The sequence below is a fragment of the Pseudomonas sp. GW531-T4 genome (assembly GCF_017349615.1).
Lineage (GTDB): Bacteria > Pseudomonadota > Gammaproteobacteria > Pseudomonadales > Pseudomonadaceae > Aquipseudomonas > Aquipseudomonas chlororaphis_I.
The window spans coordinates 43,950-62,385 of the sequence record NZ_JACMZT010000036.1; the positions used below are offsets into that span (position 1 = coordinate 43,950).

Annotated in this window: 19 protein-coding genes; 8 read left to right on the forward strand and 11 right to left on the reverse strand. The window is 66.2% G+C overall.

What is annotated here, in order from left to right:
* The first annotated feature begins 26 nt into the window (after nucleotides 1-26).
* Nucleotides 27-923, forward strand: coding sequence for a DUF692 domain-containing protein (locus J4D28_RS23670; protein ID WP_009048661.1), 897 nt, complete (start codon nucleotides 27-29; stop codon nucleotides 921-923).
* A complete protein-coding gene (locus tag J4D28_RS23675; protein ID WP_009048662.1) occupies nucleotides 916-1,677 on the forward strand; it encodes a DUF2063 domain-containing protein in 762 nt (253 codons plus the stop codon). Before J4D28_RS23670 ends, J4D28_RS23675 begins: the two co-directional genes overlap by 8 nt.
* 805 nt (nucleotides 1,678-2,482) lie before the next feature.
* Here J4D28_RS23675 and J4D28_RS23680 read toward each other — a convergent pair.
* From J4D28_RS23680 to J4D28_RS23695, 4 genes are all read right to left on the reverse strand, one after another.
* Complete coding sequence (locus J4D28_RS23680) at nucleotides 2,483-2,989, reverse strand: DoxX family protein (protein WP_028682297.1); 507 nt, start codon at nucleotides 2,987-2,989, stop codon at nucleotides 2,483-2,485.
* Between the two features lie 96 nt (nucleotides 2,990-3,085).
* The gene (locus J4D28_RS23685; RefSeq protein WP_028682296.1) at nucleotides 3,086-3,721 is read right to left on the reverse strand and encodes a hypothetical protein; all 636 of its coding nucleotides are present in this window, start codon (nucleotides 3,719-3,721) and stop codon (nucleotides 3,086-3,088) included.
* Nucleotides 3,722-3,837: 116 nt separating this feature from the next.
* The gene (locus J4D28_RS23690) at nucleotides 3,838-5,157 is read right to left on the reverse strand and encodes an ATP-binding protein (protein WP_016704615.1); all 1,320 of its coding nucleotides are present in this window, start codon (nucleotides 5,155-5,157) and stop codon (nucleotides 3,838-3,840) included.
* Nucleotides 5,154-5,894 carry a response regulator gene (locus J4D28_RS23695; protein ID WP_009048666.1) on the reverse strand — a complete coding sequence of 247 codons (741 nt, stop codon included), beginning with the start codon at nucleotides 5,892-5,894 and terminating at the stop codon, nucleotides 5,154-5,156. Before J4D28_RS23695 ends, J4D28_RS23690 begins: the two co-directional genes overlap by 4 nt.
* A gap of 294 nt (nucleotides 5,895-6,188) precedes the next feature.
* On the opposite strand from J4D28_RS23695, the gene J4D28_RS23700 reads away from it, so the two are divergent.
* The 3 genes from J4D28_RS23700 to J4D28_RS23710 all read left to right on the forward strand — a co-directional run bounded on the left by J4D28_RS23700 (nucleotide 6,189) and on the right by J4D28_RS23710 (nucleotide 8,041).
* Nucleotides 6,189-6,452 carry a DUF2790 domain-containing protein gene (locus tag J4D28_RS23700; RefSeq protein WP_009048667.1) on the forward strand — a complete coding sequence of 88 codons (264 nt, stop codon included), beginning with the start codon at nucleotides 6,189-6,191 and terminating at the stop codon, nucleotides 6,450-6,452.
* Between the two features lie 45 nt (nucleotides 6,453-6,497).
* Nucleotides 6,498-6,749, forward strand: coding sequence for a hypothetical protein (locus J4D28_RS23705; RefSeq protein WP_028682295.1), 252 nt, complete (start codon nucleotides 6,498-6,500; stop codon nucleotides 6,747-6,749).
* Between the two features lie 71 nt (nucleotides 6,750-6,820).
* Nucleotides 6,821-8,041 (forward strand): cytochrome c biogenesis protein DipZ, encoded by a 1,221-nt coding sequence (locus J4D28_RS23710; protein ID WP_103330958.1) that lies wholly within the window; start codon nucleotides 6,821-6,823, stop codon nucleotides 8,039-8,041.
* A gap of 213 nt (nucleotides 8,042-8,254) precedes the next feature.
* Here the strand turns inward: J4D28_RS23710 and J4D28_RS23715 are convergent, their stop codons facing one another.
* Together J4D28_RS23715 and J4D28_RS23720 are read right to left on the reverse strand one after the other, a co-directional pair.
* Entirely contained in the window at nucleotides 8,255-8,566 is a 312-nt protein-coding gene (locus J4D28_RS23715) for an AzlD domain-containing protein (RefSeq protein WP_009048670.1), read from the reverse strand.
* Nucleotides 8,566-9,264, reverse strand: coding sequence for an AzlC family ABC transporter permease (locus J4D28_RS23720; protein ID WP_009048671.1), 699 nt, complete (start codon nucleotides 9,262-9,264; stop codon nucleotides 8,566-8,568). Before J4D28_RS23720 ends, J4D28_RS23715 begins: the two co-directional genes overlap by 1 nt.
* Nucleotides 9,265-9,701: 437 nt before the next feature.
* Here J4D28_RS23720 and J4D28_RS23725 point away from each other — a divergent pair, with 437 nt between their 5' ends.
* From J4D28_RS23725 to J4D28_RS23735, 3 genes are all read left to right on the forward strand, one after another.
* Complete coding sequence (locus J4D28_RS23725) at nucleotides 9,702-10,358, forward strand: ribonuclease T2 family protein (RefSeq protein ID WP_016704622.1); 657 nt, start codon at nucleotides 9,702-9,704, stop codon at nucleotides 10,356-10,358.
* An 85-nt stretch (nucleotides 10,359-10,443) separates the two neighbouring features.
* Nucleotides 10,444-11,358 (forward strand): pyridoxal-phosphate dependent enzyme, encoded by a 915-nt coding sequence (locus J4D28_RS23730; RefSeq protein WP_028682292.1) that lies wholly within the window; start codon nucleotides 10,444-10,446, stop codon nucleotides 11,356-11,358.
* Nucleotides 11,359-11,421: 63 nt separating this feature from the next.
* Entirely contained in the window at nucleotides 11,422-12,051 is a 630-nt protein-coding gene (locus J4D28_RS23735) for a LysE family translocator (protein ID WP_009048674.1), read from the forward strand.
* 172 nt (nucleotides 12,052-12,223) lie between these two features.
* Here the strand turns inward: J4D28_RS23735 and J4D28_RS23740 are convergent, their stop codons facing one another.
* The 5 genes from J4D28_RS23740 to mgtA all read right to left on the reverse strand — a co-directional run bounded on the left by J4D28_RS23740 (nucleotide 12,224) and on the right by mgtA (nucleotide 18,253).
* Nucleotides 12,224-13,009 carry a hypothetical protein gene (locus J4D28_RS23740; protein WP_103330959.1) on the reverse strand — a complete coding sequence of 262 codons (786 nt, stop codon included), beginning with the start codon at nucleotides 13,007-13,009 and terminating at the stop codon, nucleotides 12,224-12,226.
* A 71-nt stretch (nucleotides 13,010-13,080) separates the two neighbouring features.
* Nucleotides 13,081-13,434 carry a DUF2493 domain-containing protein gene (locus J4D28_RS23745; RefSeq protein ID WP_103330960.1) on the reverse strand — a complete coding sequence of 118 codons (354 nt, stop codon included), beginning with the start codon at nucleotides 13,432-13,434 and terminating at the stop codon, nucleotides 13,081-13,083.
* Nucleotides 13,422-15,131, reverse strand: a complete 1,710-nt coding sequence (locus J4D28_RS23750; protein ID WP_009048677.1) for a Na/Pi cotransporter family protein — start codon at nucleotides 15,129-15,131, stop codon at nucleotides 13,422-13,424. Before J4D28_RS23750 ends, J4D28_RS23745 begins: the two co-directional genes overlap by 13 nt.
* A gap of 21 nt (nucleotides 15,132-15,152) precedes the next feature.
* Nucleotides 15,153-15,368, reverse strand: a complete 216-nt coding sequence (locus tag J4D28_RS23755; RefSeq protein WP_009048678.1) for a hypothetical protein — start codon at nucleotides 15,366-15,368, stop codon at nucleotides 15,153-15,155.
* A 167-nt stretch (nucleotides 15,369-15,535) separates the two neighbouring features.
* Nucleotides 15,536-18,253: a magnesium-translocating P-type ATPase gene (mgtA, locus tag J4D28_RS23760; protein WP_103330961.1), complete on the reverse strand. Its 2,718-nt coding sequence runs from the start codon at nucleotides 18,251-18,253 to the stop codon at nucleotides 15,536-15,538.
* Between the last annotated feature and the right edge of the window lie 183 nt (nucleotides 18,254-18,436).

The window sequence follows — 18,436 nt, forward strand, 5'->3', positions numbered from 1 at the left end:
TTCCGGGGCAACCAGGAGACGGACCCATGCCTCCCTCAATACCACCCTGCAACATCCCATCATCCGCCCAAGCCCCACGGCTGCCCGTTTCGGCAGCCGCGGGGCTTGGCTTGCGTCGTGCCTTGCTCGACGCATTGAATACGGCGCCTGCGGGCGCTTTTGATTTTCTGGAGCTGGCGCCGGAAAACTGGATCGGCCTCGGCGGTGCCCATGGCGCCGCGTTGCGCGCCCTGGCCGAGCGTTACCCGTTGAGCTGCCACGGGCTGTCGTTGTCCCTCGGTGGCCCGGCGCCGCTGGACCTGGGGTTCCTGCGGGAAGTCCGGCAGTTCCTCGAGCGCTTCAAGGTGCCGCTGTACAGCGAACACCTGAGCTACTGCGGCGACGACGGGCACCTCTACGACCTGCTGCCGCTGCCGTTCACCGAAGAGGCGGTGCGCCATGTCGCGGCGCGCATTCGCCAGGCCCAGGATGTGCTGGGCCGGCGACTGGCGGTGGAGAACGTCTCGTACTACGCCGCGCCACGCCAGGACATGGACGAGCTGGCCTTCACCAACGCGGTGCTGGCCGAAGCCGATTGCGACCTGTTGCTGGACGTCAACAACCTCTACGTCAACTCGGTGAACCACGGCTTCGAACCCCAGGCCTTTCTCGCCGGCCTGCCGCCGGAGCGGGTGGTGGCGATGCATGTGGCCGGGCACTACGACCAGTCCGCCAGCCTGAAGATCGACACCCATGGCGCGCCGGTCAAACCGGTGGTCTGGGACTTGCTGGCGCGCGCCTACCAGCTGTTTGGCGTGCAACCGACCCTGCTGGAACGGGACTTCAACTTCCCGCCATTCGCCGAGCTGCTGGGCGAACTGGACAGCATCCGCCGGTTGCAGGCCGATGCCTGCCAGGCTCAGGGGAGGCTGGCCCATGGATAAGCCGCTGATTGTCCTCGACGCCGAGCAACAGGCCCTGACCGCCTACCTGCGCGATCCCGAGCACCGCGCGCCGCCCGCCGGGATGGATCGCGCGCGGGTGGAGATTTACCGCGAGCTGGTGTTCGACAACCTGTTGTCGTTGCTTGGCAATACCTTCCCGGTGTTGCGCTCGATACTCGGCGAGGCGGACTGGCGCCGGCTGCTGCGGGTGTTCCTGCGCGAGCACCGTTGCGCCACGCCGAAATTCGGCGAGATCGCCGGCGAGTTCGTGGCCTGGATGGCTTCCACGCCCGTCGCTTTGCAGGACGCCAGCTGGCCAGCCTTTATGCTCGAGCTGAGCCATTACGAGTGGATCGAAATGGCCCTGCAACAGGCCGAGGCTGAGCCGCTGCCAGCCAGCGACCCGGAGCGGCTGCTGAGTCAGCCCTTGCGCCTGTCGCCCCTGGCCTGGCCGCTGGCCTACGCCTGGCCGGTGCAGCGCCTGGGGCCGGCCTGGCGTCCCAGGGAGCCCGGGGCAGCACCGACCTTGCTGCTGATCCGCCGCGACGCCGATTACCGGGTGCATTTCTCCGAGCTCAGCCCGCTGGCCTGGCGCCTGCTGGAGCGTATCGAGGCCTTTCCCCAACTCCACGGCCGCGACCAGTTGCAAGGCCTGGCCCTGGAAGCGGGCATCGACGACCTCGACACCTTTCTCGCCAATGGCCAGAGTCTGCTGCAACAGCTGCACAACCAAGGCGTTATTTGCCCTGTGTAGCCGCTGGCGTAGCCTGCGCCCGGCTGCGCAGCGGCCGCAAACCCAGGCAGCGCGGTGTATCAGACCGAACGCGATCATCGGTTTTACGACGGCTGCGCCGCCGATCGCAGGCTGCGCCAGCGGCTACAGGGAGATGGGCCTGTTATCGAATTTCCCCCGTAGAAACGCCAAAGCCGCAGCTCACGCTGCGGCTTTTTTGCCCCGGGACATCAGCGCCTGTGGCGCAGGTGCCCGATCAACTGGCTGAGCCTGCTGCGACAGCTGCACAACCAAGGCGTTATCGGCCCTGTGTAGCCGCTGGCGCAGCCTGCGATCGGCTGCGCAGCGGCCGCAAACCCAGGCAACGCGGTGTATCAGATCGAACGCGATCACCGGTTTTACGACGGCTGCGCCGCCGATCGCAGGCTGCGCCAGCGGCTACAGGGAGATGTGTCTGTTATCGAACTTCCACCCTGCAGAAACACCAAAGCTGCAGCTCACGCTGCGGCTTTTTTTTGTCCCCGGGGCATCAGCGCCTGTGGCGCAGGCGCCCGATCAACTGGTCAAAGCCTGCTGCGACAGCTGCACAACCAAGGCGTTATTGGCCCTATGTAGCCGCTGGCGCAGCCTGCGCTCGGCTGCGCAGCGGCCGCAAACCCAGGCAGCGCGGTGTATCAGACCGAACGGGATAGCCGGTTTTACGACGGCTACGCCGCCGAGCGCAGGCTGCGCCAGCGGCTACAGGGAGATGGGCCTGTTATCGACTTTCCCCCGTAGAAACGCCAAAGCCGCAGCTCACGCTGCGGCTTTTTTTGTCCCCGGGGTATCAGCGCCTGTGGCGCAGGCGCCCGATCCATGCATCCAGGCTGAGCTTGCCTGGGCCCTGGAACAGCAGCGGCAGCAGCGCCGCCAGGTAGATCACCGGCAACTTGAAGTTGCCGTGGCCCTTGTTGCTGATGGCGTAACCCTGGGCCAGCTCGCTCAGGGTCGACCAGTCGGCCGGCCAGTGCACGGCGGCGGTAGCGACGACTGTGACCACAATCAGCACCAGTGCGGCGAAGCGGGTGCCCAGGCCCAGCAGCAGCGCCAGGGCGCACAGCAGCTCGGCCCACATCGACAGCTGCCAGTTCAGGCTCGCCGGCAGCTGGTCGAAGGGAAACGGGAAGGCGGACTGGATCTCCTGGAACCAGTTTTCACCCTGCCATTTTTCCCGGCCCGACTCGAAGAACTCCCAGGCCAGCAGCAGGCGCAGGCTGAGGAGCGCGACCCAGGGGGAGACGCGATTGAGCTGGCGTTGCAGCCCGTCGAGGGCGGATGAAAGCGTGAGGATCATGGGGTGGATCTCCTGTGCAAAGTGGGGGCATTACAAAAGCGGCGCCGTCTGCGGCGTCGATCGCAGCCTGCGGCAGCGGCTACAGGGTGGTTGAATTCAGCGTGGGCTCAGGGCCTGGCGTTGCCGGCGTTTGTTGGCCTGGGCCAGCTTGCCCAGCAGGTTGATCGTCATGGCCGAGCAGGTGATGGCGAAGGGCAGCAGGTACCAGGCGCTCAGCGGAATGCGTTTGAAATTGGAGAAAGCGAATATCGCGGCGATCACCCACATGCCGGTGGTGTGCAGGCGTTTCCAGGCGACACGGCTGAGCAGCGCGGCCGGGCCTTTGAACGAGGTCAGGGTCAGCAGCAGGATAAACAGGTAGCCCACGGACCCGGGCAGGTTGCCCAGGGTGCTGCGGCCGGGCCAGAACTCCGGGTTCAGTTGTCCGTAGCTGTAGATCAGCAGCGCGTGCACCAGGTGCGAGAAGGCGAACGCCAGGCCGATGAAGCGGCGTTCGCGTACCAGCGCCTGACTCAGCGGCGAGGGCAGCAGCACGGCGAATGCCGAGGCAGTAAAGGCCAGCAGAAACAGCACGAAGGACGAACGCGCGGTGGCACGGATGGCGCTGCGGGTGGCCTCGACCAGGTCCGGCTCGAGCAGCAGGATCAGTGCGGTCATCAGCAGCACGGCGGCGGCCAGCAGGCTGAACAGCCGCCAGCCGTGGAAACGCGAGGGAAGGGATTGAGTGGGCATGAGAGGCTCCTTGAGGTTGGGCGCCGCTGTCGCGGCGTGTCCCAGGAGTCTTGCAAGGCCGTGTATATCGGCTGTGTCGGCAAAGGGCGGTTATGTATGCCTGTGTAGCAAAGTGTTCAGAGACTGGCTTTGCTGCTGACCAGGATCAGCTCGGCGCACAGGCCGCCCCCTTCGCGATTGCTCAGGCGCAGCGAGCCGCCCAGGGCCACCGCCAGTTGCTGGGCGATGGCCAGGCCCAGGCCGGTGCCGCCGGTGTCGCGGTTGCGCGAGCTTTCCACCCGATAGAACGGCTTGAGTACTTCGGCCAGCTGTTCTTCGCTGATCCCCGGGCCACGGTCCAGGACCTTGACCGACAGGCGATCGCCGGCCTGTGCCTGGACCTCGATCCGCGCCGCGCCGGAGAACTTCAGCGCGTTGTCCACCAGGTTCACCAGGACCCGGCGCAGGGCGTGGGGGCGGGTGTCGATCAGCGCGCCATTCTTGCCTGTCAGCTCGACGTCCTGGCCGGTGTCCTGGTAGTCGAACACCAGGCTGTCGAGAAACGCGTCCAGGTCGATGCGGCAACTGGCCTCGGTGGCGCCATGGATGCTGCGGGCATAGGCCACGCCTTCGCGCACCAGGTGCTCCATTTCACTCAGGTCGTTCCACAGTTTGTCCTTCTCGGCGGACTCGTCCATGAACTCGGCGCGCAGTTTCATGCGGGTGATCGGCGTCTGCAGGTCGTGGGAGATCGCCGCCAAGAGTTGCATGCGCTCCTTGAGGTAGGCGCCGATTCGCGCCTGCAGGGCATTGAAGGCCTTGGCCGCGTGCACCACTTCGATCGGGCCCTTTTCGTCCAGGTGTACGCCGTGGGTGTTGGGGTCGAGGCTGTCCACCGCCTGGGCCAGCCGGGTCAGCGGGCGCACGGCGATGCGCACCGCCAGCCAGGCGCAGAGGATCAACACCAGCAACTGCCCCAACAGCACCGCCGGCAGCCAGGGCGACATCGGTGTCAGCGCCGGGCGCACGTCGATGGTCACCGGGCTGCCGTCGGCCAGGCGCAGGTGGGCCTGGTAGTGCTGGCGCGGCCCGGGAATGTTGTTGAACGCCAGGTCGTAGTCGCGGCCGAGGGCGTTCTTGATCGAGTACACCGAGACCGGTACATCCTCGCCGTCCAGGGGCTGGCCGGGTTCACCGGCGCTGAGCAGGTAGCCATAGTTGCGCCGTTGCAGGCGTTGCAGCCAGGCGGGGCGCTCGGCGGCGGGCAGGCGGTCGAGGATGGCGATGGAGGTCGAGACGTCGCTCTCCAGGTTGCCGAGCATGGTCATCTTGGCGCTCTGGTAGCGCTCGTAGGACTGCGCGGCGAACGACAGGCCCTGGGCCAGCGCCAGGCCGATCAGGAAGATCAGCGACAACCGCGAGGCGAGGGTGCGCGGCCAGTGCAGCGCCAGCTTCATGACGCGGCCTCGAGGATCTCCACCGGCAGCGAGAACACATAGCCCTCGCTGCGCACGGTCTTGATGTAGGCCGGTTCGCGGGCGTCGTCCAGCAGGCGCTGGCGCAGGCGGCTGACCAGCAGGTCGATGGAACGGTCGAACAGGTCGGCGTCGCGGCCCTGGGTCAGGTTGAGCAACTGGTCGCGGTTGAGCACCCGTTGCGGGTGGTCGAGGAACACCCGCAGCAAGCGGTATTCGGCGCCGCTCAGGGCGACCATGGTGCCGTCCTGGTCCAGCAGGTGGCGCGCGGTGGTGTCCAGGCGCCAGCGGCCGAAGCCCAGCAGGCGGCCGCTCTCGGTGACCACCAGGTTCGGCGGCAGCATGCGCGTGCGGCGCAGCACGGCATTGATTCGCGCCAGCAGTTCGCGGGCGGCGAACGGCTTGACCAGGTAATCGTCGGCGCCCATCTCCAGGCCGATGATGCGGTCGGTCTCGTCGTTGCGCGCGGTGAGCATCAGCACCGGCGTGGCCTTGTGCTTGCCGGCGCGCAGCTCGCGGCACAGCAGCAGGCCATCGTCGCCGGGCAGCATGATGTCGAGCACGATCAGGTCCACCGGGGTGGTTTCCAGGAAGCTGCGCATCTGCCGGCCGTCAGCCACGACCGTGGTGCGCAGGCCGTTCTTTTTCAGGTAGTTGCCTACCAGCTCTCTGATTTCGCGGTCGTCATCGACTATCAATACGTGATCGACATGATCCATGGGGCTGCCTCTGTATAGGGTCGTGCTGCCTAGTTTATAGGGCCCGGGCGGGCCTGCCTGCGGGCTTTTGTATTGCAGTGTATCTGGCGCCTGGTTGAACACACGGCGATGCAAAACAAGGTTTTTCCGGCGCTTTTGTATCGCTCTGTATCCCCCGGCGGCGTGGATACGCAGGGAGACCGCAAGGGTGGTTCGCCGACACAAGCGCGATACCTCCCGCGCATTCAATGGGCTCCATCGAGGCACAGCCACTCGCCTCGCAGCCAAAACCCATTGTCGCCCGAGGAAACCACCATGAAACGCACCGCCCTCTACGCCGCCTGCCTGTTCGCCGCCCTGAACATCTGCACCCTGTCGGCCCGCGCCGAAAGCACCGTGCAGGCCCAGACCTACAGCTACGGCACCCAGCTGGATATCCAGAAGGTCCTGTCGATGACCGAAGACGCCGAGCCGAGCTGCGGCGTGGTCAATGCCCGCATGACCTACCTCGATTCCCAGGGCCGCACCCAGGCCCTGGATTACCGCAAGTTCGCCAACAACTGTAACGACGGCAACTGAACACACTCCCTGTCCTATCACCCTGTTCGCCATGAGGATTCGCCCATGAACGCCCTGAAAAGCTCCCTGCTTGCCCTGACCTTGACCCTGGCCGGCGTGGCCGTGGATGCCAGCGCCGCCGACTCATCCTGTGCGACCTGCTTCCAGCTCAGCCCGCTCTCAAGTGCCAACCCCTTGAAGGCGGCCACCTTGAAAGCGAGCACCTTGAAAGCCGGCACCTTGCAGACGCACAGCTGGCTGGCCGAAGGCGGCTACGAGCGCACCCCACAAGGGATGCGCGCCGACCACCAGGCCTGAACCGGGCCTGCCACCCCTGGATACGCCCGCCGCCGATGGCGGGCGGACATTGACCGATCACAGGTGATGCCATGTTGCTCATAGCGTTTCTCGGCGGGGTCCTGACCATCCTCAGCCCCTGCATTCTTCCGGTGGTGCCGTTCCTGTTCGCCCGGGCCGACCGCTCGCGCGGCTCGCTGCTGCTGACCCTGGGTGGCATGGCGCTGACCTTTGCCCTGGTGTCGAGCCTGGCGGTGGTCAGCAGCGACTGGATCGTCCGTGCCAACGGTATCGGGCGCCAGCTGGCGCTGGTCGTGCTGGGGCTGTTCGCCTTGTCGCTGATCTTTGCCCGCTTCGGCAACTGGCTGGCGCGGCCCTGGGTCAGCCTGGGCAATCGCCTGGATGGCCTGCGCCTCGACCGGGCGCGCAAGTTCTCCGGGCCCTTGGCGGCGCTGTTGCTCGGGGTGGCCACCGGCTTGCTCTGGGCGCCCTGTGCCGGGCCGATTCTCGGGGTGATCCTGACCGGCGCCATGCTGCAGGGGGCCAGCGCCCAGACCAGCCTGTTGCTGCTGACCTACGGCCTGGGCAGTGCCTTGTCCCTGGGGCTGCTGATCTTCGCTGGAAGAGGGCTGGTCAACCGGCTCAAGCCATCCCTGCCGGCCACCGCCTGGTTGCGCCGCGCCGCCGGTTACCTGGTGTTGCTGGCGGTCGTGGCGATCGGCAGCGGGGTGGACGACCGTCTGTTGGCCAGCACTTCATCGCAAGGCGGCGCGTCCCTCGAGCAAGGCCTGCTGAAGAGCGTGCCCAAGGCCCTGGACTACCTGATCGACAAGGCTGGCGCGGCGCCCGTCGAGACGCTGCCGAGCAAGGGCCCGATGCCTTCGTTGAGTGGCGCGGTGCAATGGCTGAACTCACCGCCGCTGGACGCCGAGGCCCTGCGCGGCAAGGTGGTGCTGGTGGACTTCTGGACCTACGACTGCATCAACTGCCAGCACAGCCTGCCCTATGTGAATGCCTGGGCGAAAAAGTACGCCAAGGACGGGCTGGTGGTGATCGGTGTGCACACCCCGGAGTACGCCTTCGAAAAGGTCATCGACAACGTCAAGGCCCAGGTGCGCAAGCTGGATATCGGTTACCCGGTGGCCATCGACAATGACTACGCGATCTGGCGCGCCTTCGACAACCAGTACTGGCCGGCCCACTACTTTATCGACGCCCGCGGGCAGGTGCGCTACAGCCACTTTGGCGAGGGCAGTTACGAGGCGCAGGAGCAGGTGATCCAGCAGTTGTTGCGGGAGGCCAAGGCGTCGTGAGGGGCAGGGTTGCCGGTCGGGGATTTGCGGGGCGGTGAGTCAGTGACACCGCGTTGCCCCCAATCGCCGGCAAGCCTGGCTCCTACAGGTTTGCGGCGCATGCCGGATTCGCGGCGAACACCGAACCTGTAGGAGCAGCCGGTCGACGCTCGATTGCTCGCGAGGCGTCCTGCCTGACGCCCCGCGCAGCCCCGATCGCCGACAAGCCAGCTCCTACAACCACCACCGCAGCAGGAAAAAGAACGCCATGCTCAGCAGCATGCTGAGCAGGGTGTTGCGGGTGTAGATCACCAGGACGATGGCCACCAGCGAGCTGATCAGGTACGGGTTGTCGTAGGCCAGGTTCAGCTGGTGTTCGGGCATGAACACGATCGGCCCGCAGATCGCCGTGAGCATGCCCGGTACGGCAAACCCGAGGAACTGCCGGGCGTTGCTGCTCAGGCGCACCGGCAGGCGCGGTTCGAGAAACACATAGCGGTTGAGAAACACCAGCAAGCCCATGCCGAAAATCACTGCCCAGACCATCATGTGCGCTCCCGGTAGAACTTGTTGCAGAGAAAACCCGCGGTCATGCCCAGCAGGCCCGAGAGCACCAGGGCCGAGCCCCATTGCCAGTAGCTCAGCAGCACCGAGCAGAACAGCGATACGGCCACGCAGACCAGGGTCGGCACATTGCGCACCAGCGGCGTGATCAGGGCGATAAAGGTGGCGGCGATGGAGAAGTCCAGGCCCAGGTGTTCGAGCCCGGGAATGGCGCGCCCGAGGACAATGCCCGCCAGGGTGAACAGGTTCCAGGCGATATAGAAGGTCAGGCCCACGCCGAGGGCGTACCAGCGGTCGAACTGTTGCTTGTCGTGCTGGCTGGTCAGGGCGAACAGCTCGTCGGTGAGCAGGAAGCCCAGGCCGACCCGCCAGCGCCCCGGCAGCGGCGAAATCACCGAGCGCAGGCTCATGCCGTATAGCAGGTGCTGGGAGGTCAGCAGCAGGGTGGTGAGCAGGATCGAGAAGATCCCCGCGCCGCCCTTGAGCATGCCGATCGCCACCAGTTGCGCGGCGCCGGCGAAGACGATGCTCGACAAGCCCTGGCCTTGCAGGGGCGTGAGATTGGCCTCGATGGCCATGGAACCCGCCAGCAGGCCCCAGGGCGCGGTGGCCAGGGACAGCGGCATGATGGCAACGGCGCCGCGCAGGAATGCGGCGCGGGGAAGATGAACGCTGGACATGACAGCCTGCAATCAAGGAACGGAAACCGACTGTGCCAGCCCGCAGCGGGAATGGCTTGAACGATCTTGCGCACTTGCCGCCAACGACCATTTTTTATTGCCAGGCCCAGGTTTGCCTCTGTAGGAGCGAAGCTTGCTCGCGAGACGTCGTGTCAGGCACACCGCATCATCCCAATCGCCGGCAAGCCTGGCTCCTACAGAAGCGAGTGTTCGCTACAAATCCCGCATTCGCCTGGTCATTCCGTAGACGCTGCCCGCCGGCCATGGCGCCAACCCGATCTGTCTGCTAAAACGCTTCGCTAGCATCGGCCAGCTTCCCCGCGGGAGGCGGCCTGTCATCTTCCTGCAACAGCCCCGTGCCAAGAAAGGTGTCTGGCCGATACCGGCCAGGTCACAAGGGGCCGTTCACCTACCGCCCCATCCCAAGGAGAGGGTCTATGAGAAAACTTTTCGCAACCGCGGCGCTGGCCGCGCTGATGATCTGCACCGTCGGTGTCAGCCAGGCACGGGAGGCGCGGCAGCAGCGCGACTCGGTCGCCGGGGTGTTCGACTACTACCTGCTGTCGCTGTCCTGGTCGCCGACCTTTTGCCTGACCCATCCGGAAAACGAGCAGTGCTCCGGCAAGGGCTACGGTTTTGTCCTGCATGGCCTGTGGCCGCAATACGCCAAGGGCGGCTGGCCGGAATCCTGCCCGCCCTTGACCCAGCTGACCGCCGAAGAACGGGCCAAGGGCCTGACCCTGTTCCCGACGGCCAAGCTGATGGAGCATGAATGGAGTAAGCACGGCACCTGCAGCGGGCTGGGCGCCATGGGCTACCTGGAGAGCTCCGACCAGGCCCTGGGCAAGGTGAAGATTCCTGAGGTGCTGGAACCTTCGACCACCGTGCATTACTTCGAGGCCCGGGAGATCGAGCAGCTGTTTCGCCAGGCCAACCCGGGCATTCCCGAAAAGGGCGTAGCGGTGTTGTGCAGCGGCCCGGAACTCTCCGAAGTGCGGGTCTGCCTGGACAAGAACCTGGGCTTCGGCGCCTGTGGCAAGGGCGTGCGCACCCAGTGCCGCAAAGGCGATATCCGCGTACCGCCGATTCGCTGACCGGCGAGCGGCCAGGGGGAGGCGGCATAGGCAGGCCTGAGCAGCTAGGGTTGCAAGACGCCCGTCTTCCTCCAAGGAGCCCATGATGCTGCATATCCGCACCCCCCTGATCCTGCATCCCGGGTTGTCCACGGCCACCCGGCGCATCTGGCTCAAGCTGGAAAACCTGCAACCCAGTGGCTCGTTCAAGATGCGCGGCCTGGGCCTGCTCTGCTCCCAGGCGGCGCAGCAGGGCAAGCGCCGCGTGGTCTGTCCCTCCGGCGGCAATGCCGGGCTGGCCACCGCGGTGGCGGCGGCCAGCCTCGGCCTGCAAGCCTGTATCGTGGTGCCGCAGACCACCCCGCAAACCACCCGCGAACGTATCGCCCGGGCCGGCGCCGAGGTGCTGGTGCACGGCAAGGTCTGGGACCAGGCCAACGAGCGCGCGCTGCAACTGAGCAGCGACGCCGACAGCGAATACGTGCCGGCCTTTGACCACCCGGTGCTGTGGCAAGGGCACAGCAGCATGGTCGATGAAATCCTCGAAGACTGTCCGCAGGTCGACACCATCGTCGCGTCGGTGGGCGGCGGTGGCTTGCTGGCCGGCATCCTCACCGGCCTGTTGCGCCATCAGCGCCAGGACTGCCGGATCATCGCCTGCGAAACCACCGGCAGCGCTTCCTTTGCCGCGGGGCTGGCGGCCGGGCACCCGGTCAAGTTGGCGAAGATCGACACCGTCGCCAGTTCCCTCGGCGCGGCCCAGGTGGCGGCCTGGCCGTTGCAGCAGATCCAGGGTTTTGCCTATCAGTCGCTGGTGTTGTCGGATGCCGAGGCGATCCTCGGCGTGGTGCGTTATGCCGACGATCTGCGCCAGTTGGTGGAGCCGGCCTGCGGCGTCTCGCTGGCGGTGGCCTACCTCGATCACCCGGCCATCGCCGCAGCGCGGGACGTGGTGATCGTGGTGTGCGGCGGTGTCAGCATCAGCGCCCGCCAGGTGGCGGACTGGGGCGCATCGCTGTAGGGCTGAAAGCCTCTGGTGTATGCTAGCCGACCTGTTGTACCTGTGGTTTTACGGAGGGTTCGAATGGACGCCACCACATTGTTTCTGTACGTCGTCACCGTCAGCGCGGTGATGATGACCCCCGGGCCGTCGATGTTGCTGGCTCTCAATAACGGTGCCACCCATGGCATGCGCATCGCCGGTTGCGGCATGGCTGGCGCGATGCTGTCCGACCTGCTGCTGATCGGTGCGGTGGGCTGCGGCCTGGGGGCGTTGCTACAAGCTTCCGAACAGCTGTTTTCCATCGTCAAGTGGGGCGGCGCGGCGTACCTGCTGTACCTGGCCTGGGTGCTGTGGAAGGCGCCGACCCAGGCTCTGGCCGCGCAGACAGGCGGCAGTGCCAGCAGCGGACGCGGGGCGTTTGTGCGGTCGTTGCTGGTGGGGTTGTCGAACCCCAAGGGGCTGCTGTTTTTCTCCGCCTTCCTGCCGCAGTTCGTACGCCCCGATGAGCCGGTGGCGCAGCAGTACCTGATCCTGGCGCTGGTCAGCACGGCGATCAATTGCGTGATGATGGCGACCTATGCCTTTGGCGGGCGCTATGCCATGCGCACCTTCTCCGCGCGGGCGATGCTGTGGATCAACCGCAGCTGCGCCGGCATGCTCGCGGTCCTGGCGGTGGGCCTGAGCCTGTATCGGCGCAGCGATATACGCTGAGGCTGCATTGACCCGATAGACCGGCGTCCTGCTTCTGTAGGAGCAGCCGGTCGACGCTCGATTGCTGGCGATAGATACGCTGCGGTACATCTGACACACCGCCTCGCGAGCAAGCTTCGCTCCTACAGGAGATGTCTTCGCGCAGCTTGTGCGGCACACCGCCAGAAACCTCTTAGAACCTCAAGGTCGCGCCGCTGGTCAGCCAGCGGTCGCGGCCTTCGTTCAACTGGCCGCCCAGCACCAGGTCGAGGTCCAGGTTTGCTCCCAGATGCAGGCGTGGCCCGGCTTGCCAGGCCTGTTCGCCGCCGCGCTGGCCGTATCGTTCGGCGACCAGGGTCAGGCGTTCGCCCAGGTCGTATTCGAAGCCGCTGCCCCAGGTCCAGCGATGGTTCTGCTGGCCGTCGTCATAGGCGTGGGCCCAGCCGGCGTTGAAGTTCAGGCGCAGGCTTTGCAGGGGCTGGTAGGTCAGGGGCAGGCTGATGTCGCCACCGTCGAACGCATGGCCGCGGTCGAGGGCGAAATGCGCGGACGTCGCCAGCGCCAGTTGCAGGCCCAGGTCTTCGCGGTTCCACAGTTGCGCCTTGAGCTGCGGGCTCAGCTGGGTTTCGCCGTGGCCGTCCTCGCGACTGCGCTCGAGGGCGGCGCCCACCTGCAACCAGGGCAGGCCGGCGAAGGTGCAGGCCGGGGAGAACACCGCGCCATGGTTGGAGCCCTGGTGGCGCAGGCTCTGGTACCAGATGTCCAGGTTGCATTCCCCCGGGGCGTTGATCGCGCCGTCGTCCACCCCATAGGCGCCGCCCGCGGCGTTGGCCTTGGCGACCAGGGTCAGCAGGCCGATCAGGCTCAGGGTGAGGGTGACGAACATCAGGTTGCGTCGCAGCATGCGCCGTTTCGCCGGGGGCAGGTCGCGGGTGAGGCTGGCGAAACGGTTATTGCGCGAAGGGTTGTACTTGGACATGACGGTTCTCGCTAAGGCATGGGAAGCGGCCGCGCCGCGCGGGCCGCTCCGTGGTCGAGTGGGGAACAGGGTCATTGCCAGTCGCTCACTGACAGGGTCTGGATGCCGGCGGCCCTGGCCAGGGCCACCAGCTCTTCGGTGTCGTCGCCGCCGGGCAGGGCGATGATCAGGTCGGGCCGGCTGTCGCGCAGCATGAAGGCGTTGCGCAGGCGTTCGGCGAGCTTGCCGTGCAGCTGCCAGTTGGCCGGGTAACGCACGATGTCGGCGCCGATTTCCCGACCCCAGTCTTCTATCTCCGCGCCGAGGAACTGGCTGCCGCCGTGGATCAGCACCTGCACTTCATGCAGGCGCTGAAAGGCGTCGAGCACCCGCCGGCACCGCTGGACGTCGGCGTAATGGCGCCCCGCGCAGATCAGGACACGCATCGTGCGCGCTCCTGCGCCGTCGGCTGGATGCTCAACGGGTTGTCCAGCAGCACGTCGCCCAGCTCGGCGTTATCCAGGTCGCGCTCGCCGGCCCGCTCCAGCGCCGGATAGGCCAGGGCCGCGATGTGGTGGTGCACGCGCCGGTAGTCGCGCAGCACCCGCTGGAAAATGTCGCCGGATTCGGCCCAGGCCGTGCGGTCTTCGCGCAGGCTGCGAAAGTGCTCGCGGCTGGCGTCGGCTTCCAGCCGCCTGACCAGTTCCTTGCGGTTCACCAACTGGTGGGCGTTGGCCAGGTCTTCGCGCAGGAACACCGTGATCGCCAGGCTCAGGCTGTCCACCACGGCCTGGTGCAGAGGCTCGATGCAATCCAGCTCGAACACCGAGAACTGCTCGCCACGCCGCAGCCGGCGCGCCGCCAGCTGGGTCAGGCTGCTGGAGAGGATGTCGCCGGCGTGTTCCAGGTTGATCACGAACAGCAGGATTTCCTGGGCGCGGTCGGCGTCCTGGTCGCTGATGCCGTCCTGGCCGATGTCCGCCAGGTAGGCGCGGATCGCGGCGCTGAGCAGGTCCAGCGACTGGTCGATGCGCCGCACTTCATCGGCGCCGGCCGGGGTCGAGGCCTGGAACAGGCGCAGCACCCGATCGAGCATCAGCGACAGCATGTCGGCCAGGCGCAGGGCTTCGCGGGCGGCGTTGGACAGGCCGATATTGGCCACCGCCAGGCCGGCTTCGTCCAGGTAGTGCGGCATGCCGGGGTCGACGTCGCGCGGCGGCTCCGGCAGCAGGCGGTTGAGCAGGGTTGCCATGGGCCCGGTCAGGCCGATGAACAGCAGGGCCAGCACCAGGTTGAACAGGCTGTGCAGGTACACCACCTGCAAGCTGGCATCGAGGGCGGCGACCGGCGCGCTCTGGGCGATCCAGGGCAGGCACGGCAGCAGCGCGGCGGCACCGCACAGGCGTACCAGCAGATTGCCCAGGGGCAGGCGCCGGGCGACGCTGGAATCGGCGTTGAGCAGCGACGGCAGGGCGCCGCCGATATTGATCCCCAGCACCAGGGCCATGGCGGTCACCGAGGACAGCAGCCCGGTGGCGGCCAGGGACGCCACCAGCAGCACCACGGCGACGCTGGAATGGCACAGCCAGGTCAGCAACGCCGCCGTCAGCAGGGCGATCAGCAGGTCGCCGTCGAGGCCACGCATCAGCGCGGCGAACACCGGCGTGCCTTCCACTTCGCCCAGGGTGCTGCCGAGCATGCGCAGGGCCAGCAGCATCAGCCCCAGGCCGATCAGCGCGCAGCCGAGGCTTTCAAAGCGCGAGTCGTCGCGCAGGCGGAACACGATAAAACCCGCCAGCAGCACCAGCGGCGTGAGGATCGAGATATCGACGCTGAGCAGTTGCACCACCAGGGTCGAGCCGATATTGGCCCCGAGCATCACCGCCAGCGCGGGGGCCAGGCCCAGGGTGCCGGTGGCGGTAAAGGAGCTGGCCATCAGGCTCACCGCGGTGCTGCTTTGCAGGACCCCGGTGATGGCGATGCCGGACAGCAGGGCCATCCAGCGGTTGTTCAGGTGCTGCCCCAGCCACTGGCGCAACTGGGTGCCGAAGCCGCGCAGCAGCGCCGAGGAAATCATCTGGGTGCCCCACAGCAGCAGGGCGATGGAGCCGGCGAGGTTGATCAGCAGAGTAGTTCCCGACATGAGGACTCTCCCTTGTGTGTTTCATGGCTTGGCGGATCGCAGCAGGCGGATGCAGCGGCGATGAATGGCGCTGGCAAGGCCCAGCAGCAGGCGAATGGCAGCGCGGCTCAACAGGCTTCTGGCATACAGGCGGATGCCGACCAGGGTGATCAGGGCGGCGATGCCTTCCAGGGTGCTCACCAGCAGGGCGCGCAAGGTGCGCTCGCCGCGGGCCAGCAGCTCGGTGATAGGTTTCATGGTGGATGCTCCACTTGGCTGGGCCAGACAGGGGCGTGGCCGTACGGTCTGGCGCCGCGTTGCGGTTTTCGCGAGCAAGCTCGCTCCTACAAGGACAGTTGCAACCTGTAGGAGCAGCCGGTCGACGCTCGATTGCTCGCGATGGCCGCGCCGCTAACCGTCAGCCCTCAGAACCATTGCTTGAAGCGACGGATGTAGAGGGTCTTCATGGTCTGGGCGACGACGCAGTAGCACAGCAGGGTGCCGACCAGCCAAGGGAAGTATTCCCACGGCAGCGGTACCAGGCCGACCATTTCACCCAGCGGCGAGAACGGCACGTAGATACCCAGGGCCATCACCAGGCCGGTCATCAGCATCACCGGCAGCGCCGCGGTGCTCTGGATGAACGGGATCTTCTGGGTGCGCAGCATGTGCACCACCAGGGTCTGCGAGAGCAGGCCTTCGATGAACCAGCCGGACTGGAACAGGGCGGCCATTTCCACGCTGTTGGCGGCGAACACGAACCACATCAGGGCGTAGGTGGTGATGTCGAAGATCGACGAGGTCGGCCCGATCCACAGCATGAAGCGCCCGATGTTCTTGGCGTCCCACTTGCGCGGCTTGCGCAGGAACTCCTTGTCCATCTTGTCCCACGGCAGCGACAGCTGGGAGATGTCGTACATCAGGTTCTGCAGCAGCAGGTGGATCGCCAGCATCGGCAGGAACGGGATGAACGCACTGGCCACCAGCACCGAGAACACGTTGCCGAAGTTGGAACTGGCGGTCATGTTCAGGTACTTCATGATGTTGCCGAAGGTCTCGCGGCCCTTGATCACGCCTTCTTCCAGGACCATCAGGCTCTTTTCCAGGAGGATGATGTCCGCCGATTCCTTGGCGATGTCGGTGCCGCTGTCCACCGAGATGCCGACGTCGGCGTCGCGCAGCGCCGGGGCGTCGTTGATGCCGTCGCCGAGGAAGCCCACGGTATGCCCGTTGGCCTGCAGGGCCTTGAGCACCCGGGATTTCTGCAGCGGGGTGAGCTTGGCGAACACCGTGCGTTCTTCCACCAGGCGCGCAAGCACTGCATCGTCCATGTGCTCGATATCGCGCCCGAGCAGCGGCTGGCCGACTTCCAGGCCGACCTCGCGGCAGATCTTCGCGGTGACGATCGGGTTGTCGCCGGTCAGCACCTTCACCGTCACGCCGTTCTCGCGCAGCGCGGCGATGGCCGGGCCGGCGGTTTCCTTGGGCGGATCGAGGAAGGTCAGGAAGCCTTCGATGATCAGCTCGCGCTCGTCGCTGGCGCTGTACTGCTGGCGGGTCTGCCCCGGCGCCAGGTCGCGGGTGCCGACCAGCAGCACGCGGAAACCGTCGCGGTTGTACTCCTCGGCCAGCTCCAGCAGCGCCGCCCGGCGCCCGGCGTCGAGGGCCACCGTGACGCCGTCCTGGCGTACCCGGGTGGCGGTGTCGAGCATTTCCTCGACCGCGCCCTTGCACACCAGCAGGTGATGGCCGCTGGCGTCGGCGAGGATCACCGAAAGGCGCCGGCGGACGAAATCGAACGGCAGTTCATCGACCTTGCTCCAGGTGTCGGGCGCGCTGAACTTCGGGTTGTTTTCGGCGTAGCTCACCACCGCGCGGTCCATCAGGTTCTTCATGCCGCTCTGGTGGTAGCTGTTGAGCCAGGCCAGTTGCAGCACCTGGTCGCAGCGGCTGCCGCTGATATCGACGTGGTGCTCGAGGATGATCCGGTCCTGGGTCAGGGTGCCGGTCTTGTCGGTGCACAGCACGTCCATGGCGCCGAAGTTCTGGATCGCGTTGAGGCGCTTGACCACCACCTTGCGCTTGGCCATGGCCGCGGCGCCCTTGGCCAGGTTGGCGCTGACGATCATCGGCAGCATTTCCGGGGTCAGGCCGACGGCCACCGCCAGGGCGAACATGAAGGCTTCGGCCCAGTCACCCTTGGTGAAGCCGTTGATCAGCAGCACCACCGGCACCATCACCAGCATGAAGCGGATCAGCAGCCAGCTGACGCTGTTCACCCCGCGGTCGAAGGCGGTCTGGGTCCGCGAGCCGACGATGGAGCGCGCCAGGGAACCGAAGTAGGTGCGCGACCCGGTGGCCACCACCACCGCGGTGGCGGTGCCGCTGACCACGTTGGTGCCCATGAAGCAGATGTTCGGCAGGTCGAGCAAGTCCTGCTGGTCGGCAGCAGCTGTGCGGTGGGCGGATTTCTCCTGCACCGCGCCCAGGGTGTCGTACTTTTCCACCGGCAGCGCCTCGCCGGTCAGCACCGCCTGGCTGATGAACAGGTCGCGGGATTCGATCAGGCGGATATCGGCGGGGATCATGTCGCCGGCCGACAGCTGCACGATGTCGCCGACCACCAGGTCGCGCATCGGCACTTCGCGCCGCGCGGCCTTCATGCCCATCTGCTCGCGGCGCAGCACGGTGGCGGTGGTCCGCACCATGGCCTTGAGTGCCTCGGCAGCCTTGGCCGAACGGTATTCCTGCCAGAAGCGCATCAGGCCGCTGACCAGGACCATGACCAGGACGATGATCACCCCGGTCAGGTCGGTTTCCTCGCCGGACTGCAGGGGCAGCCAGAAGTCGGTGAAGAAGCTGATGCCGGTCAGGGTCATCAGCACATAGATGAACGGGTTGTTGAAGGCTTGCAGCAATTGCACCAGGGCGTGGGGCGGCCGGTCGTGGGCCACCTCGTTGAAGCCGTCGCGCTGCAGGCGGCCTTCGGCGTCGAGTTCGGTCAGGCCGTTGGCGTTCGACTTGACGTTGTCCAGGGTCACGCCAAGGCTGTTCTGCGCTTCGCGGGCGGCCCGCATCGACAGCCGGGTGTCGTCGCGGGTGGGGTTTTGCGAGGAGGAGGTGCGGGTTTTTACCGTAGTCATTACGTGTGCTCCTGCCGCAGGCTTGCGGCACGACACACAGACCACTCACCTATTCAAAGACGAGCGAACGTATGTCGAGCCGCAAGTAAGCGATCGATTCAGGTAGTTGCGTTTTATTGGTTTTAACGTTCGCCGCCTATTCACTGGGCATGAATAGACGACGAACCTACTACTGGCTTCGTC

Excerpts from the sequence above, each read along its gene's own strand:
- J4D28_RS23675 (WP_009048662.1), top strand. The coding sequence starts at position 916 with ATGGATAAGCCGCTGATTGTCCTCGACGCCGAGCAACAGGCCCTGACC.
- J4D28_RS23750 (WP_009048677.1), bottom strand. The coding sequence starts at position 15,131 with ATGTCGGGAACTACTCTGCTGATCAACCTCGCCGGCTCCATCGCCCTG.
- J4D28_RS23710 (WP_103330958.1), top strand. The coding sequence starts at position 6,821 with ATGTTGCTCATAGCGTTTCTCGGCGGGGTCCTGACCATCCTCAGCCCC.
- J4D28_RS23725 (WP_016704622.1), top strand. The coding sequence starts at position 9,702 with ATGAGAAAACTTTTCGCAACCGCGGCGCTGGCCGCGCTGATGATCTGC.
- J4D28_RS23745 (WP_103330960.1), bottom strand. The coding sequence starts at position 13,434 with ATGCGTGTCCTGATCTGCGCGGGGCGCCATTACGCCGACGTCCAGCGG.
- J4D28_RS23715 (WP_009048670.1), bottom strand. The coding sequence starts at position 8,566 with ATGGTCTGGGCAGTGATTTTCGGCATGGGCTTGCTGGTGTTTCTCAAC.
- J4D28_RS23695 (WP_009048666.1), bottom strand. The coding sequence starts at position 5,894 with ATGGATCATGTCGATCACGTATTGATAGTCGATGACGACCGCGAAATC.
- J4D28_RS23705 (WP_028682295.1), top strand. The coding sequence starts at position 6,498 with ATGAACGCCCTGAAAAGCTCCCTGCTTGCCCTGACCTTGACCCTGGCC.
- J4D28_RS23680 (WP_028682297.1), bottom strand. The coding sequence starts at position 2,989 with ATGATCCTCACGCTTTCATCCGCCCTCGACGGGCTGCAACGCCAGCTC.
- J4D28_RS23720 (WP_009048671.1), bottom strand. The coding sequence starts at position 9,264 with ATGTCCAGCGTTCATCTTCCCCGCGCCGCATTCCTGCGCGGCGCCGTT.
- J4D28_RS23730 (WP_028682292.1), top strand. The coding sequence starts at position 10,444 with ATGCTGCATATCCGCACCCCCCTGATCCTGCATCCCGGGTTGTCCACG.
- mgtA (WP_103330961.1), bottom strand. The coding sequence starts at position 18,253 with ATGACTACGGTAAAAACCCGCACCTCCTCCTCGCAAAACCCCACCCGC.
- J4D28_RS23670 (WP_009048661.1), top strand. The coding sequence starts at position 27 with ATGCCTCCCTCAATACCACCCTGCAACATCCCATCATCCGCCCAAGCC.
- J4D28_RS23690 (WP_016704615.1), bottom strand. The coding sequence starts at position 5,157 with ATGAAGCTGGCGCTGCACTGGCCGCGCACCCTCGCCTCGCGGTTGTCG.
- J4D28_RS23685 (WP_028682296.1), bottom strand. The coding sequence starts at position 3,721 with ATGCCCACTCAATCCCTTCCCTCGCGTTTCCACGGCTGGCGGCTGTTC.
- J4D28_RS23735 (WP_009048674.1), top strand. The coding sequence starts at position 11,422 with ATGGACGCCACCACATTGTTTCTGTACGTCGTCACCGTCAGCGCGGTG.
- J4D28_RS23740 (WP_103330959.1), bottom strand. The coding sequence starts at position 13,009 with ATGTCCAAGTACAACCCTTCGCGCAATAACCGTTTCGCCAGCCTCACC.
- J4D28_RS23755 (WP_009048678.1), bottom strand. The coding sequence starts at position 15,368 with ATGAAACCTATCACCGAGCTGCTGGCCCGCGGCGAGCGCACCTTGCGC.
- J4D28_RS23700 (WP_009048667.1), top strand. The coding sequence starts at position 6,189 with ATGAAACGCACCGCCCTCTACGCCGCCTGCCTGTTCGCCGCCCTGAAC.